This window comes from Pantoea sp. BAV 3049 (assembly GCF_009765445.1).
Lineage (GTDB): Bacteria > Pseudomonadota > Gammaproteobacteria > Enterobacterales > Enterobacteriaceae > Erwinia.
Genome location: NZ_WHOY01000004.1, coordinates 1 through 16,531 on the forward strand (window position 1 = coordinate 1; position 16,531 = coordinate 16,531).

At 56.5% G+C, this 16,531-nt stretch carries 13 protein-coding genes and 1 pseudogene; 6 read left to right on the forward strand and 8 right to left on the reverse strand.

From position 1 onward, the window contains the following. Positions 1-345: 345 nt before the first annotated feature. Both GSQ70_RS00025 and hpxD read right to left on the reverse strand, forming a co-directional pair. Positions 346-1,317, reverse strand: a complete 972-nt coding sequence (locus tag GSQ70_RS00025) for a PDR/VanB family oxidoreductase (protein WP_158780367.1) — start codon at positions 1,315-1,317, stop codon at positions 346-348. A 10-nt stretch (positions 1,318-1,327) separates the two neighbouring features. Next, positions 1,328-2,358: pseudogene (gene hpxD / locus GSQ70_RS00030) on the reverse strand (molybdenum cofactor-independent xanthine hydroxylase subunit HpxD). 146 nt (positions 2,359-2,504) lie between these two features. On the opposite strand from hpxD, the gene GSQ70_RS00035 reads away from it, so the two are divergent. After that, positions 2,505-3,407, forward strand: coding sequence for a LysR family transcriptional regulator (locus GSQ70_RS00035; protein ID WP_158780368.1), 903 nt, complete (start codon positions 2,505-2,507; stop codon positions 3,405-3,407). Here GSQ70_RS00035 and GSQ70_RS00040 read toward each other — a convergent pair. Then, positions 3,404-3,907: a DUF1543 domain-containing protein gene (locus tag GSQ70_RS00040; RefSeq protein WP_158780369.1), complete on the reverse strand. Its 504-nt coding sequence runs from the start codon at positions 3,905-3,907 to the stop codon at positions 3,404-3,406. The two genes, GSQ70_RS00035 and GSQ70_RS00040, sit on opposite strands and share 4 nt — an antisense overlap. A 94-nt stretch (positions 3,908-4,001) precedes the next feature. After that, complete coding sequence (locus GSQ70_RS00045) at positions 4,002-5,336, reverse strand: gluconate:H+ symporter (RefSeq protein ID WP_370521022.1); 1,335 nt, start codon at positions 5,334-5,336, stop codon at positions 4,002-4,004. 161 nt (positions 5,337-5,497) lie between these two features. Between GSQ70_RS00045 and GSQ70_RS00050 the strand changes: the two genes are divergently transcribed. Continuing rightward, on the forward strand, positions 5,498-7,507 hold the full coding sequence (locus GSQ70_RS00050) for an NADPH-dependent 2,4-dienoyl-CoA reductase (RefSeq protein ID WP_158780371.1): 2,010 nt from the start codon (positions 5,498-5,500) through the stop codon (positions 7,505-7,507). A 132-nt stretch (positions 7,508-7,639) separates the two neighbouring features. Here GSQ70_RS00050 and GSQ70_RS00055 read toward each other — a convergent pair whose 3' ends face one another. Further along, the gene (locus tag GSQ70_RS00055; protein ID WP_158780463.1) at positions 7,640-8,446 is read right to left on the reverse strand and encodes a 5'-nucleotidase, lipoprotein e(P4) family; all 807 of its coding nucleotides are present in this window, start codon (positions 8,444-8,446) and stop codon (positions 7,640-7,642) included. A gap of 126 nt (positions 8,447-8,572) precedes the next feature. Between GSQ70_RS00055 and GSQ70_RS00060 the strand changes: the two genes are divergently transcribed. Then, positions 8,573-9,286, forward strand: a complete 714-nt coding sequence (locus GSQ70_RS00060; protein ID WP_158780372.1) for a polyphenol oxidase family protein — start codon at positions 8,573-8,575, stop codon at positions 9,284-9,286. A gap of 7 nt (positions 9,287-9,293) precedes the next feature. On the opposite strand, the gene rlmG is transcribed toward GSQ70_RS00060, so the two are convergent. Next, the gene (rlmG, locus tag GSQ70_RS00065; RefSeq protein WP_158780373.1) at positions 9,294-10,421 is read right to left on the reverse strand and encodes a 23S rRNA (guanine(1835)-N(2))-methyltransferase RlmG; all 1,128 of its coding nucleotides are present in this window, start codon (positions 10,419-10,421) and stop codon (positions 9,294-9,296) included. Positions 10,422-10,513: 92 nt separating this feature from the next. Beyond that, a complete protein-coding gene (locus GSQ70_RS00070; protein WP_158780374.1) occupies positions 10,514-11,536 on the reverse strand; it encodes a sodium:calcium antiporter in 1,023 nt (340 codons plus the stop codon). 204 nt (positions 11,537-11,740) lie between these two features. Between GSQ70_RS00070 and GSQ70_RS00075 the strand changes: the two genes are divergently transcribed. Beyond that, entirely contained in the window at positions 11,741-12,250 is a 510-nt protein-coding gene (locus tag GSQ70_RS00075; RefSeq protein ID WP_158780375.1) for a M48 family metallopeptidase, read from the forward strand. Here the strand turns inward: GSQ70_RS00075 and GSQ70_RS00080 are convergent. Beyond that, a complete protein-coding gene (locus GSQ70_RS00080; RefSeq protein ID WP_158780376.1) occupies positions 12,237-13,256 on the reverse strand; it encodes a LacI family DNA-binding transcriptional regulator in 1,020 nt (339 codons plus the stop codon). The two genes, GSQ70_RS00075 and GSQ70_RS00080, sit on opposite strands and share 14 nt — an antisense overlap. A gap of 336 nt (positions 13,257-13,592) precedes the next feature. Here GSQ70_RS00080 and ascF point away from each other — a divergent pair, with 336 nt between their 5' ends. After that, complete coding sequence (gene ascF / locus GSQ70_RS00085; protein ID WP_158780377.1) at positions 13,593-15,074, forward strand: PTS cellobiose/arbutin/salicin transporter subunit IIBC; 1,482 nt, start codon at positions 13,593-13,595, stop codon at positions 15,072-15,074. Continuing rightward, a complete protein-coding gene (locus GSQ70_RS00090) occupies positions 15,067-16,497 on the forward strand; it encodes a 6-phospho-beta-glucosidase (RefSeq protein ID WP_158780378.1) in 1,431 nt (476 codons plus the stop codon). The genes ascF and GSQ70_RS00090 overlap by 8 nt, the downstream gene beginning before the upstream one ends. The last annotated feature ends 34 nt before the right edge of the window (positions 16,498-16,531 follow it).

Below are 16,531 nucleotides of genomic sequence, written 5' to 3' on the forward strand. Positions count from 1 at the left end.
ACATATCTATATATAAGAAAAACCTATAGCTTATCAGGGTTATTTTAAAGATCAGAACCTGCTTCAATCTTTCTGCATTCTAAAATTACAACTTTAAAATCCTTGCTTGTTATTAAGTTAGCGCCATAACTCCGTTAAATTTCATTATGGACAAATAAGTCAGGTAGTAATAACTTCATTTATCAACTACTGTCAGAAATAACCTGAAATATTTAAACATCTTTACATTAATATTTTACCTGCAAGCCACAAGCCCGGTATCTGATGACCAGGTAGATACGGCAACTGCAGCGTGCTATCACATATCATTAACCAGGTTTTTGCTACAGCTACTGCAGAGGGCAATCACATATCAATAACCAGGTTTTTGCTACGGCTGCGTGAGCAGCACAGCGCGACCTGCTGCTGTGGAGCACATTTCTCAGATTCTGACTGCACGGTATCGCGGTGATCGGCAGTCCCTTCCACCACCGGGGTCAGACAGGCCCCGCAAATGCCCATCTCGCAGGACAGCGGCACGCTCACGCCGTTGTCCTGCAACACGCGGGCAATGGTTTTGTCTGCCGGAACCGGCCAGCTGGCACCTGAAGAAGCGAGGGTAATGGTGAACACATCATCTGCCTCGCCGTTTGCTGCAGCCAGAGGGGTGGCCATAAAGGCTTCGGCATGCAGTGCCTCCTCCGGCCAGCCCTGTGCCAGCGCCTGGCGACGAACGTGTGACATAAACCCATCCGGCCCGCACATATACAGCCGCGTATCCGGTGCGGGTTCCAGCAAATCGGCTGGAAGATGCTGGCGAGGGCTGTTGCCTTCGCTGCTGTACCAGATGGTGCAATTCCCGTGCTGATAGCGACGTGATAAGTCACGCAAAAAAGCGGTGCTCTCTCTGTCTTTCAGATAGTAATGCAGCGCAAATGCAGTGCCGCTCACCTCAAGTTTTTCTATCATCGCCAGCAACGGCGTGATACCGATCCCGGCCGCCATCAGCACCACTTTGCTGGCGGGCATCAGGCTGAAGACGTTCCGTGGCGCGGAGATGGTCAGCGTCTGCCCCAGCCGCAGCGTGTCATGGATATAACGCGAGCCGCCACGGGACAGCGATTCCAGCCGGACACAGATCAGATAACGATCGTGCCGGGAAGGCGAACCGGTCAGCGAATACTGGCGGATCAGTCCGTTACCCAGATGCAGATCGATGTGCGCCCCCGCCTCCCACTCCGGCAGAGGCTGCCCGTTTTCCGCAACCAGCCGCAGCGCCACGTTGCCTTTCCCCTGGCGGGACATCGCGTCCACAACAACTTTTAAGGTGTTCATCATTGCCCCCTCACTACACCAGGAAGAACTCGCCGAAGCCCTGACGTTTCAGGCCGCGACGGTAGGCAATCGAGCTGCGGTCGGCCGGAATGTGCGCCTCCAGAGTCAGATCCAGCGGCAGGCGTTCCGGGCGCTGGGTTCCACCATCAGCCGATCTTCTTCGAAGATGCGATGGTTGAAAGAATGTACATCCTCAACCGGTACGTGCAGATCAAAATTACGTGCAATTGGCGCAAACATCCGCGTTTTCCGCGCTGATACCGGCGAAGCGGCGTTCATAATCGCCAGTCGTGCTTCGCCCGGGAAGTGAATGGTCAGCGTCGCGGTGAACGGAAGGTACATCTCAAAATGACGCAGCCACTGGAAACCCTCCGGCGCATGCAGATCGGAACCTGCCGGATAGTTGGCGACCGAACTCCAGTAGTCCACGCTGAAACCGTAATCCGTTTCAACCGCGTTATAAGGCGGCACTTCCTGATTTTCCGGATCGGCAAACGTCTCGGTGTGGATCCAGGCGAAGTGTGCCACATCGAGGAAGCCTTCCACCTGGCGACCGGCAAAACCAGCCACGTCAAAGTGCGGACAAACGATCTGCTGGAAGCCCTGATCTTCCCAGTGCGGCATCTTCGGCAGGTCAGGCAGCTTGCCCTCTTCCGGTGCCATGCAGACCCAGATCAGCCCGAAGCGCTCTTCCACCGCAAAGGTCAGCAGGTTCAGCTTGGCCGGTATCGCCTGCTGCGGACTGGAAGGGATGCGGTTGCAGTGCCCATCCTCACCAAAGCGCAGGCCATGATAAGGGCAGACAATGCCATGCTCATCGTGGAATCCCAGCGTCAGCGGTACGCCACGGTGCGGACAGACGTCTTTCGCCACCACAACCTTACCGTTAATGCGGTAAATCACCAGTTGCTCGTCCAGCAATACCGCTTTAGCGGGCGCACCAGCGATCTCACAGGAGCGGGCCACCGGATGCCAGCAGCGGGCCAGTCGCAGCCAGTCGTCGGGTTCAAAAGTGCAGTGTGCGGGTGGGGTTGGCTTGTTCATGGTTATCTACCTGTCTGTTTGCTCACACCGGGCCGGTCATTGCCGGTCCGCATTGTTATGTTGTGATTATTTTTGACAGGAGAGGCTGTTGCGATCCATAACTGTTTTCTCACTTACCTGTTGCAAAAAACGAGACAGGCAACGCCATGATCCCATTTTCGCGCTTTTCCCACTATTTCGCCGAGGTCGCCCGTAGCGGGAGCCTGCGTAAAGCCGCTGAAAAACTGCACGTTTCTGCTTCAGCCATTAATCGTCAGATCCTGCAGGCGGAAGAAGAGCTGAATACCCGCCTGTTCGAACGGCTGCCGGACGGGATGCGGCTGACTACCGCAGGCGAGCTTCTTTATACCGATATCCGTCGCTGGCAGCGGGAATTCCAGCGGACACTTGAGCGATTTGATGAGATCCAGGGGCTGAAGCGCGGGCACGTCAGCATCGGGCTGATCCAGGCGATGAACGAAGGGCAGATGGCGCGGATCTTCTCTTCAGTCGCCGCCGAACATCCGTGGCTGCGCCTCGATCTCAGCGTGGCCGACAGCCAGACCATCAGCCAGCGGATCCGCGACGCGGAGCTGGATTTCGGGCTGATCCTCGATCCTGAAGGGCAGGCGGGACTGGAAGTGATTGCCTTTGCCGAGCTCCCGCTGGGCGTGGTTTTACCGGCCGATCACCCGTTAAGTGAGCAGGAAACCTTGTCGCCGGGTCAGTTGAGTAATGAGCGGCATATTCTGCCTGGCGCACCGCTGATCGTGCACGACCGCGTGGAGATGCTCTACCGGCGTCACAACTTTTCGCCGGAGAACATTATCGTCTGCAACGATATCCGCTTAATCAAGTCGCTGATCAAAGGAGGAAGCGGGCTGAGTATTCTGAGCCAGCTGGACGTGCTGGATGAGGTCAGGGAGGGAATGTTGTGCTTTATTCCGCTGAAGGGAATGCCGGTGCGGCCACTGACGCTGGCACTCTGTACCGCACCGTCCCGCCAGCTTTCACGGGCGGCGCAGCGGGTTATTCAGCACATCATCCAGGCAGTGGAGGAGCTGGGTTAAACCCCGATAGGCTGATATCCCTGCCATTCCGGCTTAAACGGCGTGCCTGCCGCATCCGGTTCCAGCTGGATATAGTAGTCGCCAATCTTCTCCAGCAGCAGACAATCGTCAACATCCTTGAGATTATCTTTATGCTGCTGATCGGCACCGCGGAGCAGCACTTCAAGCCCTTTTTTCTTAGCCTCTTTCACGTTGCTGGCAACAAAGAGATCGAAAGCATGCAGCTCGGCCAGCGTCTCAGGGGTATAGCCACCTGCATTCACAAAGAACAGCTTTTTATCGCTGCTGACCGGCGTGGTGCTGAGACTGACTTTGTAACCGTCCGCCCAGGTAATGCGCGCATAACCATCAATATGGATTTTATCCGCGTCACCGAACCAGGCTTCACGCAGAGCCGGCCACGCGGCTTCCGGAGTGTCGGCAGCCACAAACTGAATATCATGCACTTCAATATTTGACTTACCCGCATTGCCACCAACATAAAACATAAACAGATGCATCCTTTTCTCCTTTGCATATGAGCAGCTGAACGCTATATACGATACCATATAACGAAGAAGATCAGGAGCCAGACAGGGCTGAAGGGGAGTCCGTTCAGTGGATCACCGCGTTAATGATCAGCACACCCGCCAGGCCGAGGAACGAGATCAGCGTTTCCATCACCGTCCAGGTTTTCAGCGTTTCCACCACGGTCAGATTGAAATAGCCTTTGAACAACCAGAAGCCCGGATCGTTAACGTGCGAGGCGATCACGCTGCCGGATCCAACCGCCAGCACCATCAGCGCCGGATCGGTGTGGGTAATGGCGATAATCGGCGTGACAATCCCCGCCGTCGTGATCGCCGCGACGGTTGCCGATCCCAACGCCACGCGCAGCATGGCTGCCACCGTCCAGCACATCAGCAGCGGCGACAGAGACGATCCTTTCATCAGATCGGCAATGTAGTTGCCCACCCCACTGTCCACCAGCACCTGTTTGAACGCACCGCCACCGGCAATAATGAACACAATCATGGCGATAGCCGCAATTGAACTGCCACAGATATCCATCACCTCGTCCATCTTACGGCCGTTGCGCAGCCCCAGCGTCAGTACCGCCACCACCACGGCAATAAACAGCGCCACGGCGGGGTTGCCGATAAATTCAAAAAACTGCCTGATTGCGTTCTCTTTCGGCATGGTCAGCTCGCAGACGGCGGCAATTGCCATCAGGATCACCGGGATGACCGCCGCAAAGATGCTGATCCAGAAGCCGGGCATCTCGTGCTCTTCAAAGATTTTCGGGTTAAACAGCCCTTCCGGCGGCTTTCTTTCAAAGCTTTTCAGGAAGCGGGAGAAGACCGGCCCGGCAATAATTACCGTCGGCAGGGTAATAATCAGCCCGTAAAGCAGCGTGGTGCCGATGTTCGCTCCAAAAATGGTGGCAATGGCCGTTGGACCGGGATGCGGCGGCAGGAAGCAGTGCGTCACCGACAGCGCGGCCACCATCGGCACGCCAACATACAGCAGGGGAAGGTTTGCCGCCGCCACGATAGTGAAAACCAGCGGCAGCAACAGCACAAAGCCCACCTCATAAAACATCGCCAGCCCGACAATCAGCCCGGTAACCACCAGCGCCCACTGCAGGCGTTTTTTCCCGAAGGCGGCAATCAGCGTGGTCGCCACCCGTTGCGCAGCACCAGTATCGGAAACCAGCCTGCCCAGCATGGCCCCAAAGCCAAGGATCATCGCCAGGCTGCCGAGCGTGCCGCCGATCCCTTTCTGAATCGAGGCCACAACCGCCAGCGGCGTCATCCCCTCCGTCATCCCCACCACGGCAGAGACAAAGACCAGCGCAATAAATCCGTTCACTTTAAAGACGATCATCAGTACCAGCAGCAGGATCACGCCAACGGCAATTATGGTTATGGGCATCGTAGTTCCTTGCATCAAAACAGCCAGAGATGATTAAGTTGTAGCCGCAACCTGCCTGCCATGCTGCCGGGGTGAGCCAATAATCAGGCGCACATCACACATCCAGGCAAGTCACTTTCCGAAAGCGATTTTCGCCGCTACAGTAAACTCATCCGACCACTTACCTGCGGGCTGCTATGAGTGCTTCTCTTTTTTCTCCTCTGGATCTGGGCTTCACCCGGCTGAAAAATCGCGTGCTGATGGGTTCGATGCACACCGGGCTGGAAGAACATCCTGACGGATCGCGTCGTCTGGCGGCGTTTTACGCTGAACGAGCCGCTGCGGGCGTGGCTTTGATTGTTACCGGTGGGATTTCCCCTTCTCCGGAAGGCGTGGTCATGGCGGGCGCGTCGGTACTGAATCACCCCAGCCAGCTGGCTCAGCATCGCGAAGTGACGGAAGCGGTGCATCAGGCCGGAGGCAAAATTGCTCTGCAAATCCTGCATGCGGGCCGCTACAGCTACCAGCCCTCGCTGGTCGCCCCTTCCCCGTTGCAGGCTCCGATCAACCCATTTAAGCCCAACGCGCTGAATAACGACGATATTCTGGCACTGATCGGTGACTTTGCCCGCTGCGCTGCGCTGGCGAAAGAGGCAGGCTATGACGGTGTCGAAATTATGGGCTCGGAAGGCTACCTGATTAACCAGTTTCTGGCGGCCAGAACCAACCAGCGCGATGACGAATGGGGCGGGGATGAAACCCGCCGGATGCGATTTGCCGTAGAGATTGTCCGTGCGGCACGGGAAGCGGTCGGACGGGAATTTATCATTATTTATCGCCTGTCGATGCTCGATCTGGTGGAACAGGGCAACACGCTGCCGCAAACGGTGCGGCTGGCGAAAGCCATTGAACATGCCGGTGCCACGCTGATTAATACCGGCATTGGCTGGCACGAGGCGAGGATCCCCACTATCGCCACTTCGGTGCCGCGCGGAGCGTTTGGCTGGGTGACGAAGCAGCTGCGCCAGCACCTGAGCGTGCCGGTCATCACCACTAACCGCATCAACCATCCGGATGTGGCGCAGGCGCTGCTGGATGAAGGCTGTGCCGATATGGTTTCCATGGCGCGCCCCTTCCTCGCGGATGCAGAGTTCGTGCAGAAAGCACAGGCTGGTCGCAGTGATGAGATTAACACCTGTATCGGCTGCAATCAGGCCTGCCTCGACCAGATTTTTGCCGGGAAGCTGACCTCCTGCCTGGTGAATCCACGCGCCTGCCATGAAACCGAGATGCTGCTGACCGTTGCCCACCAGCCGAAAAAACTGGCCGTGGTTGGCGCTGGCCCCGCCGGGCTGGCGTTTGCGGTGAATGCCGCCGGACGCGGCCATCAGGTCACCCTGTTTGACCAGGCGACTGACATAGGTGGCCAGTTCAACATTGCGCGGCAGATCCCCGGCAAGGAGGAGTTCAGTGAGACGCTGCGCTACTTCCGCCGCCAGCTGGAAATCAATGGCGTGACGCAGCGCCTCAACCAGCAGGTGACCGCCACTGACCTGTCGGGTTTTGAAGAAGTGGTACTGGCGACCGGCGTTTCTCCCCGCACGCCTGAGATTGCAGGCATTACTCACTCCAGTGTGCTGAGCTATCTTGACGTACTGCGGGATAAAAAGCCGGTCGGCAAGCGCGTGGCGATCATTGGTGCAGGTGGTATTGGGTTTGATACCGCCGAGTATCTGAGCCAGCACGGCGAGTCCGCCAGCCTGAATGTCGCCGCCTTCTGTGCTGAATGGGGCATCGACCAGACGCTGGAACAGCCGGGCGGGCTGACTGCACCAGTTTATCCGCAGCCTGAAAGGCAGATCTGGCTACTGCAGCGCAAACCGGGGAAACCGGGAGCCGCTCTGGGCAAAACCACCGGCTGGATCCACCGCGCCAGCCTGCAGATGCGTCGCGTCGTGATGTGGGGCAGCGTGGAGTATCAGAAGATTGATGACGAGGGGCTGCATATCCTGCACGAGGGCCGGCCGGAAGTGCTGCAGGTGGATAACGTAGTGATTTGCGCAGGACAGGAACCAAACCGGCGGCTGGCCACTGCCTTAGAGCAGTTGGGGAAAACCGTGCATATCATCGGAGGTGCCGATGTGGCGCTGGAGCTGGATGCCCGCCGGGCGATAGCCCAGGGCACTCGTTTAGCGCTGACGATCTGATAAAGCGGGCGGAAATAATTCCGCCATCACCTGACGGGTACATCTTTGGTTGGGGCGGAAGATATTTCGCCCCGCGTTCGTGCATGCCTCATATTCAGGGGGCTGTGTCATTCCCCCTCGCGCAGATTACCCTTATTTCCCACTCCAGGCCTTCAGGTTGGCGTCACGGGTCTGCAACTTCTGTTCTGGCGTCAGCTTGTTATAGCCCTCGCCCAGCCCGCTCTCCCAGTCGCCGTAAAGCGGGTTAGGCAGAATAATAAACTGGGTGCCGAACAGCCGGCTATTCTGGTTCACAAATGCCCGACGCTGGGCGTTGCCCTGATGGTAAGTGGCCGCACCATAATCGTTCAGGTTATCGCCGATATACAGCACCACGTTATACCCTTCCGCCCTGATGGCATCAAAACGGGCCTGCTTGTTGGAACTGTCGGTTTTCAGGCGCAGCGTCTTCTCGTTCACACCGGTAAAGCCCAGGCGCTTCAGGTTATCCGCCGTGGCCGCAGCATCCTTACTGTCACGGTTGGAGACGTAAAACATCGTGCCGCCGTGACTGTTTACATAATTAGCAAAATTCACCGCACCCGGCACGGCAGTTGCCTGACGTGCCTGAGTCCAGGTGGACCAGGTCTGGTCGGCATACGACTGACCGGCCTTTACCTGCCACGCGCTGTAGGCGCTGTTGTCGATCATCGTTTCATCCAGATCGACAATCACCGCTTTCGGTTTGCCGGTCAGCGACGGCGCTTTATCATAGGCCAGGGTGGCAAAGTTAAAGGCCTGATACGCCAGCGCCTGATACTCACCAGACTGCTGGAACCAGTTCAGCGCCATCACCGACTGTTGATTGAGCTGGTCAGCGGCATCGGGTTTCTGCGTGGCACAGCCGGACAGCGCCAGAACCATCAGCAGGCTGGTGCTTAACAACGACGTTTTTTTCATCTTCAAAGTGGGGCTCCATTCTGTCATTTACCGGAAATGCTTTCGAATTAACGCCTTAAAAATGTCGCATCTCAGGCATAATGTGAAGCTATTGTTAGTAAAGATTGCCGAAACCAGGACATTGTGATGTTGAACGCTTATCGCTCCACCCTGCTCTCCTCATTCGACTGGCTTGACCATGCCTTCCTGGCCGCCGGTGAGCGACCGCCGGAAGAGAGCATCTACAACCACCAGCGCCATACATCTGATGTGGTGCTGGACAGCGAAGCGCTGCCGGTCAAAAGCTGCCAGGCCGACGGGCTGATAGGGACCGGCACGCGCCCGGTTGCGATTTATACCGCTGACTGCCTGCCAATCCTGATTGCCGACAGTCGCCAGCAGCAGGTTGCCGCCGTGCATGCCGGGCTGAATGGCGCGCTCGGCGGCGTGCTGATTAACACTCTCCGCCGCTTGTGCGAACTTGGCGCGACGCCGGACAGCCTGACTCTTGCCATAGGCCCGTCAATTGGCCCCTGCTGTTATGAGCTGGGAGAGGAAAAGATGGCAAGTATCAGAGAGGAAAACCTTAACAACCTGGTACCGCTGATGGCCCATACGAAACAGCAGATCGGCAACCCAAAGGCCATCCGCCCTCAGGCGAAAGGCACCACTCAGGGCGTGTGGTTTGATTTACCGCTGCTTGCCAGGCGCATGGCGATCAGGGAAGGCGTGCCGGAAGCGCAAATAGAACTGAGTGAGGTGTGTACTTATTGCATGGCTGAAGAGCAGGCGAGCTATCGCCGCAACACCCATTTTAACCACGGCTATCAGCAGCGATTCTCGTGGATAAAGCGGCGATAAGTGCAAATCAGCGCAGTTTCACCGAACGCAGGATCACGAACTTCTGGTTAGAGGCCACGGTGGTGCAGTTGCCAAACAGCTTCTTCATTTTGCGGTAGTAGTCGAGATGACGGTTACCCACGATACGCAGCTCTCCGCCGTACTGTAAGCAGCGGCGGGCATCGCGGAACATCTGCCAGGCAATGTAGTCGGTCAGGGTATTTTGCTGATGGAATGGCGGGTTACACAACACCGCATGCAGACGATCGGAAGGGAAACCAGCCAGCGAGTTATTGACCGTAAAGTGGCAGCGATCCAGGTCTTCCGGTCGGTTAACTTCCACGTTCATCCGGCTGGACGCCACGGCCATCCAGGATTCATCCACAAAATGCATCTCTGCCGCCGGGTTTTGCTCCAGCGCCTTCAGGCCAATCACGCCGTTGCCACAGCCGAGATCGACAATCTCACCGTCAATATTGTCTGGCAGATTCGCCATAAAGAAGCGCCCGCCCACGTCCAGTCCACTGCGGGCAAATACGTTGGCGTGATTGTGAATAAGGTAGTCGGTGCCTTCGAGCATCCAGGAATACGTTTCCGGGGCGTCCGCAAGGTTCGGCAGCGTTGGCGTGCAGAAAATCAGGCGAGCTTTTTTCACCGCCAGCGAGGTGGTGGTGGTTCCCAGCACGCGCTCGAACAATTGCAGTGTGGAAGTATGGATATCCTTCGCTTTGCCTGCCGCAACAATCTGCGTTTCAGGCGTGACCACGCTGCGCAGTGACCGCAGCTGTTGCTCCAGCAGCGCCAGCGTTTTCGGGATCTTAATCAGCACGCGGGCGGGAGCCAGCGGCAGTGAAGCAAGGCTGTCGAGGAAGTGCACATCCCCTTCATCCATGCCGTTCATCGTCAGGTTGTGGCGCGTGGCCAGCTGACCCATCAACGAGTCGCTGATGCTGTACAGCTCTTCGCCGACCAACGCACAGGCCAGCGCCCCAAAGGTGTCATTAAAGATAAATGTCGGGCCGCTAGCTGAAGCATCAGCCACATGCTGCAGCAGGTATTCATCGGCAGCATCCCACGCCTGTAGCGGGCTCTCTTCGCGCGTCTGGGGAAAACGGTGCAGCGTCAGCGTGCGGTGGCTCAGTTCTAATTCGCTCATGGGATCTCCGGCATGGTAAAAATTCCCGCGATTTATCCCCTAAAACGGGCCGACAGTAAACGTTTTTCTTAGCCAGGACCGTCAGTCGCCGCTCAAACATGCTTCTGGTAGAACAGCGAAATCGCAATATAGATAATATAGAGCAGGCCATTCACCCCCAGCGCCCAGATTTTCAGCTGCCTGCGGGTCGCATTCAGCCAGAGCCAGAAGGCGGCTATCAGGGTAATGATCACCCCCAGCAGCACCTCGGAACGCGGCTCCCACGGCGTCAGCATAATCCCGAGGGAAGGCAAGATGGTGCCCTGAAAGACCATCGCGCCAGTGATATTGCCCAGCGCCAGAGTGTCCTTATTTTTTCTGATCCACAGCACGCTGTTGATCTTCTCTGGCAGCTCGGTGGCGATCGGGATGATGATCAGCGAAAGCAGCAGCGCAGAAATTCCCAGCAGGCCGGAAGCATCCTGCACGCCGTCAATAAACCAGAAAGCCCCGCCGACCAGTATGCCCGTGCCGACAAATACCTGCAGTAAAACTGTCCGCAGATTAACCGGCAGGCCGACCCTGTTCAGCAACAGCTGGCTGCCCGCTTCGGTTACCTCACCCGTCTGCACCAGTTGCTTTGAAGCATGCACGGTTAAAATTACATAGATAACATAAAGGCCGATCAGTGACCCACTGATGGTTGCCCGCAACAGGGTGTTGGAATGCGGGATAAACATGGTGGTGGCCGCAATGATAAAGGCCAGTAAGAAGAAGCGGGTATCCCGGCGGAAACCGCGCGGTTCTGGCCGGATATCGCCGTTCAGTCCCCGGCTTCCCACCACCGCCAGCGCCATGATAAACACCGATAAGGTGGAGAGCATCAGCGGCGCGCCGATTATCGCTCCGACGCCAATCTCTTCGTTGTGGGCTGAAACCGCCGTGCCGGAAGCAATGGCGATGATCGGCACAATCGTTTCCGGCAGCGCAGTGCCGACAGCCGCAAACAACGAACCGGTGACTCCTTCAGAAATCTTCAGTTTTTGCCCTAAATGCTCCAGCGCATTGGTGAAAATCTCAGCGGCCACCACGATAATCAATAAGGAAACGACCAGCTGAAAAATTGAAAACGCCATAAAAAAACACCGCTAATTTTATTGTTCTTCAAATCGAGGCGGCGATTCTGCCACAAAAGCAGAATTTAAAAAACCTTATTTTTCAGTAACCTATAACCTTGGCTAACAATCTAAGCCTCGGCTATATTAACCCGCGGGATCCCAGCCGTGGTAAACTCCCTGCCGGTTTACCCCTGTGGGTCGTTTTTCTTTTCCGGAGTCAGCATGTCGTCCCTTACTTATCTGCAAGGCTATCCCGAATCCCTGCTGGCCCAGGTACGCACGCTGATCGAACAGCAGCGGCTGGGCGAAGTGCTGCAAAAGCGCTACCCCGACAGCCACAACATCACCAGCGATAAAGCGCTGTACGACTACGCGCTGGATCTGAAGAACCAGTCACTGCGCAATGCGCCGCAACTGAATAAAGTCTTTTACGACAATAAAATCAAAGTGATGAAGCATGCGCTTGGGCTGCATACTGCCATTTCGCGCGTGCAGGGCGGCAAGCTGAAGGCCAAGGCGGAGATCCGGGTGGCCACCATTTTTAAACAGGCACCCGAGGCGTTTTTGCGGATGATCGTGGTGCACGAGCTGGCCCACATCAAAGAGAAGGATCACAACAAAGCCTTCTATCAGCTCTGTTGCCATATGGAGCCGCAGTACCACCAGCTGGAGTTTGATACCCGGCTGTGGCTGACGGCGAGGGATCTGGAAAACAACGTTACTGCTGACTGAATGGCCCCGGCGCAACAGAATCGCGCAGCACCAGGCTGGCGGAAAAATCGGTACGCGGCTTCAGTTCACCGCCGTCCAGCATGGCAACCAGCCGGTCGATGGTTTCTTTCATCATCTCAGTTAACGGCACTTTCATCGTGGTCAGTGAAGGCTGGGTAAACGGGGCCAGCGCGATATCATCAAAACCAATTAGCGAGACCTGCCCCGGCACCCGCACGCCCTGTTCCGCCAGCGCTTTCAGCGCGCCAACGGCCATGTCATCATTGCTGGCGACCAGCGCACTGAATGGCGCTCCGCCTGCCAGCAGCTTTGTGGCAGCTTCCATCCCGCTTTGCGCCGTCCATTTGCCGTTAACAATCAGCTCTTCTCGCAGCGGAATACCGTGTTTCGCTAACGCCGTTTTATAACCTGACAGGCGCTCCACCCCGGTGGGTGAATCCAGCGAACCGGTGATAAAGGCGATATCGCGGTGGCCCTGTTCCAGCAGATAATCGACAGCCAGCTGGCCAGATCCTTTCTGATCGCTGTAAATGCAGTAGCTCTGGTTCGCCCGCAGCTGCCGGTTGATCACCATAATCGGCTGCTTGTGCCGGGCGATGATCTCGTCCATTTCAGCAATGGTCAGAAAACGGGGGTAGATAATGATCCCATCACAGCGGAGATCCAGCAGGAAGTCGATTGCAGCCCGCTCCTCTTCCGCGCTGTGTTTGCCGTCGGCGAGGATCAGCTGGCGACCATGCTGCTCCATCAATCTGGCGGAGTGGAAGAGAATTTCACTGAAGTAATTGCCGCTGTATAGCGTGTTGGTGACCACCAGGCCGAGGGTTTGCGTGGATTTGGTGGCAAGGTTGCGGGCCAGCAGATTCGGCCGGTAGCCCGTATCCTGGATGGCGCTGAATACCCGCGCTTTAGTCTCTTCGCTGACGTAGCCGTTGCCTGACAACACCCGGGAGACGGTCGCCTTGGAGACGCCCGCTTTCTTTGCCACCTCAAGTATAGTTGTCATGCTTTTCATCCCTTCATCACGATAGCTGCCAGCAGTCTACTCAACTCCCTCATTATTGGAAGTATTTTTGCCCGCCCGCCCGACCAGCCCGCGTATCTTTGCCAGCGATCACGATCACAAAACAAAAACGTAAAATTTTTATTTCTTGTATTGATAGAGGAGTCTAAACATTATTTTGTGAAACCGGTTTCCTACAATGCGATCCGACAGGATCTTAACTGTGCGCACTCGGGCGAAAAGCAGCTGTTGAGTTTTCGCCGGATACAAATTAATTCTTTGATAAATAACGAGCACATACCGGTATACCTCTGCCTACAGCCTCCGGAGACACAAAAAATGGCAAAAGATTATGCCCAGGTTTCTCAGCGTATCGTCAGCGCGCTGGGCGGTCTTGATAATATCGAAGCCGTCACCCACTGCATGACCCGACTGCGCTTTGTGATCAGGGATCGTCAGAAAGTCGACAATCCCAGGTTGAAGGCCATTGACGGCGTAATGGGCGTGGTGAATACCGATACCCAGTGCCAGGTGATTATCGGTAACAACGTCGGCAAAGCTTATCAGGCGGTGCTGAACCTCGGCACGCCAGGCGGATCGGCCGCTCAACCTGCCGGTAAACGTAAAATAACGCTGAAGAGTATCGGGAGCGGGATCCTTGATGCGCTGATCGGCACCATGTCACCGCTGATCCCGGCAATTATCGGCGGATCGATGGTTAAGCTGCTGGCGATGATCCTCGATATGGCTGGCGTGTTTGAGAAGGGATCGACCACGCTGGTGCTGCTGAATGTAATCGGTGACGGGGCCTTCTTCTTCCTGCCGGTGATGGTCGCGGCCTCTGCCGCACTGAAGTTTAAAACCAATTTATCACTGGCGATCGCCATTGCCGGGGTACTGGTTCATCCCAATTTTATCGATCTGATGGCTAAAGCCGCTCAGGGTCAGCCCGTCTCATTCACCTTCATTCCCGTTACCGCGGTGAAATACACCTATACGGTGATCCCGGCGCTGTGTATGACCTGGATCCTGTCGTATATCGAAAAATGGGTCGATCGCATCACCCCGGCGGTGACGAAAAACTTCCTGAAACCGATGCTGATCGTGCTGATTGCCGCGCCGATCGCCGTTGTCTTTATCGGCCCGGCGGGGATCTGGATCGGCAGCGGGATCTCCACCGTGGTGTACACCGTTCACGGCTATCTGGGCTGGCTGTCGGTGGCAATTATGGGCGCTATCTGGCCGCTGCTGGTGGTCACAGGGATGCACCGCGTCTTTACGCCAACCATCATTCAGACCATCGCGGAAACCGGCAAAGAGGGCATGGTGATGCCCTCGGAGATCGGGGCAAACCTGTCACTGGGCGGCTCTTCACTGGCGGTGGCCTATCGCACCAAAAACCGCGAGCTGCGTCAGACCGCGCTGGCGGCAGCGGCTTCCGCCATTGTTGCCGGGATCTCTGAACCCGCGCTTTACGGCGTTGCGGTTCGCCTTAAACGCCCGCTGATCGCCAGCGTGATCAGCGGCTTTATCTGCGGTGCCGTTGCCGGGATCGGCGGACTGGCCAGCCACTCGATGGCCTCGCCAGGGCTGTTTACCAGCGTGCAGTTCTTCAATCCGTCCAACCCGATGACCGTGGCCTGGGTGGTGGGAGTGATGATCCTCGCCGTGGTGCTCTCCTTTATTCTGACGTTGATCCTCGGTTTTGAGGACATTCCGGAGGATGAACCGACGCAGAACAGCACTGAGGTTGAGCCACGCAATACGGCCAGCGCAAGCCGGCCTGTTACTGAACATATGAAAGGGGTTACTGATGTCTGATTCGCCATTTCCGCAGGGATTTTTGTGGGGCGGTGCACTGGCCGCCAACCAGTCGGAAGGGGGTTACCTGGAGGGTGGCAAAGGGCTGACCACCGTCGATATGCTGCCACATGGCGAACACCGTATGCCGGTCAAGCTCGGGCTGGAGAAGCGCTTCACCCTGCGTGACGATGAGTTTTACCCCAGCCATCAGGCAATCGACTTTTACCATCACTACAAAGAGGATATCGCGCTGATGGCGGAGATGGGCTTCACCGTCTTCCGCACCTCCATCGCCTGGAGCCGACTCTATCCTCAGGGTGACGAGCAGACCCCCAATGAACAGGGAATCGCATTTTATCGGGATGTCTTCAGGGAATGCCGTAAGCATGGCATCGAGCCGCTGGTCACACTGTGCCATTTTGACGTGCCGATGCATCTGGTAACCGAATATGGCTCCTGGCGTAACCGCAGGATGGTGGAGTTCTTCACCCGCTATGCACGCACCTGCTTTGAGGCCTTCGACGGGCTGGTGAAATACTGGCTGACCTTTAATGAGATCAATATCCTGCTTGCCAGCCCGTTTTCCGGCGCGGGGCTGGTCTTTGAAGAGGGAGAAAACCGCGATCAGGTGAAGTATCAGGCCACCCATCATGAGCTGATTGCCAGTGCGCTGGCGACCCGCATTGCTCATCAGGTCAATTCTGAGAACCAGGTTGGCTGCATGCTGGCCGGGGGCAATTTTTATCCGTGGTCGTGCAAGCCGGAAGATGTCTGGGCGGCGTTAGAGAAGGATCGGGAAAACCTGTTCTTTATTGATGTGCAGGCCCGCGGCGCTTATCCCTCTTATTCAGCCCGCGTGTTTCGTGAGAAAGGCGTCAGCATTGTTATGGAGCCGGGCGACACGGAGATCCTGAAAAATACGGTGGATTTTGTCTCCTTCAGCTACTACGCCTCACGCTGTGCCTCGGCAGAAATGAACGAGCACAACAGCAGCGCCGCCAACGTGGTGAAATCACTGTCTAACCCGCACGTGCAGCGCAGCGACTGGGGATGGGGAATCGATCCGCTGGGATTACGCATCACCATGAACATGATGTACGATCGCTATCAGAAGCCGCTGTTCCTGGTGGAAAACGGCCTGGGCGCGAAGGATGAATTCAACGAAAACGGCGAGATTAAAGACGATTACCGCATCAGCTATCTGCGGGATCATATCCGCGCGATGGGCGAGGCGATTGAGGATGGTATCCCGGTAATGGGCTACACCAGCTGGGGCTGCATTGACCTGGTGGCAGCTTCAACCGGAGAGATGAGCAAACGCTACGGCTTTGTCTACGTTGACCGCGATGACCAGGGCAACGGCACGCTGGCCCGCACGCGGAAAAAGTCGTTCTGGTGGTATAAAAAAGTGATTGCCAGCAACGGGCGGGATCTCGACTAAATGCAGGTTGTGCTCTGGCCTGACTGGCCGGAGC

Bases quoted from the DNA above. Each gene is read 5' to 3' on its own strand.
- GSQ70_RS00025 (WP_158780367.1), bottom strand. From the start codon at position 1,317: ATGATGAACACCTTAAAAGTTGTTGTGGACGCGATGTCCCGCCAGGGG.
- GSQ70_RS00035 (WP_158780368.1), top strand. From the start codon at position 2,505: ATGATCCCATTTTCGCGCTTTTCCCACTATTTCGCCGAGGTCGCCCGT.
- GSQ70_RS00040 (WP_158780369.1), bottom strand. From the start codon at position 3,907: ATGCATCTGTTTATGTTTTATGTTGGTGGCAATGCGGGTAAGTCAAAT.
- GSQ70_RS00045 (WP_370521022.1), bottom strand. From the start codon at position 5,336: ATGCAAGGAACTACGATGCCCATAACCATAATTGCCGTTGGCGTGATC.
- GSQ70_RS00050 (WP_158780371.1), top strand. From the start codon at position 5,498: ATGAGTGCTTCTCTTTTTTCTCCTCTGGATCTGGGCTTCACCCGGCTG.
- GSQ70_RS00055 (WP_158780463.1), bottom strand. From the start codon at position 8,446: ATGAAAAAAACGTCGTTGTTAAGCACCAGCCTGCTGATGGTTCTGGCG.
- GSQ70_RS00060 (WP_158780372.1), top strand. From the start codon at position 8,573: ATGTTGAACGCTTATCGCTCCACCCTGCTCTCCTCATTCGACTGGCTT.
- rlmG (WP_158780373.1), bottom strand. From the start codon at position 10,421: ATGAGCGAATTAGAACTGAGCCACCGCACGCTGACGCTGCACCGTTTT.
- GSQ70_RS00070 (WP_158780374.1), bottom strand. From the start codon at position 11,536: ATGGCGTTTTCAATTTTTCAGCTGGTCGTTTCCTTATTGATTATCGTG.
- GSQ70_RS00075 (WP_158780375.1), top strand. From the start codon at position 11,741: ATGTCGTCCCTTACTTATCTGCAAGGCTATCCCGAATCCCTGCTGGCC.
- GSQ70_RS00080 (WP_158780376.1), bottom strand. From the start codon at position 13,256: ATGACAACTATACTTGAGGTGGCAAAGAAAGCGGGCGTCTCCAAGGCG.
- ascF (WP_158780377.1), top strand. From the start codon at position 13,593: ATGGCAAAAGATTATGCCCAGGTTTCTCAGCGTATCGTCAGCGCGCTG.
- GSQ70_RS00090 (WP_158780378.1), top strand. From the start codon at position 15,067: ATGTCTGATTCGCCATTTCCGCAGGGATTTTTGTGGGGCGGTGCACTG.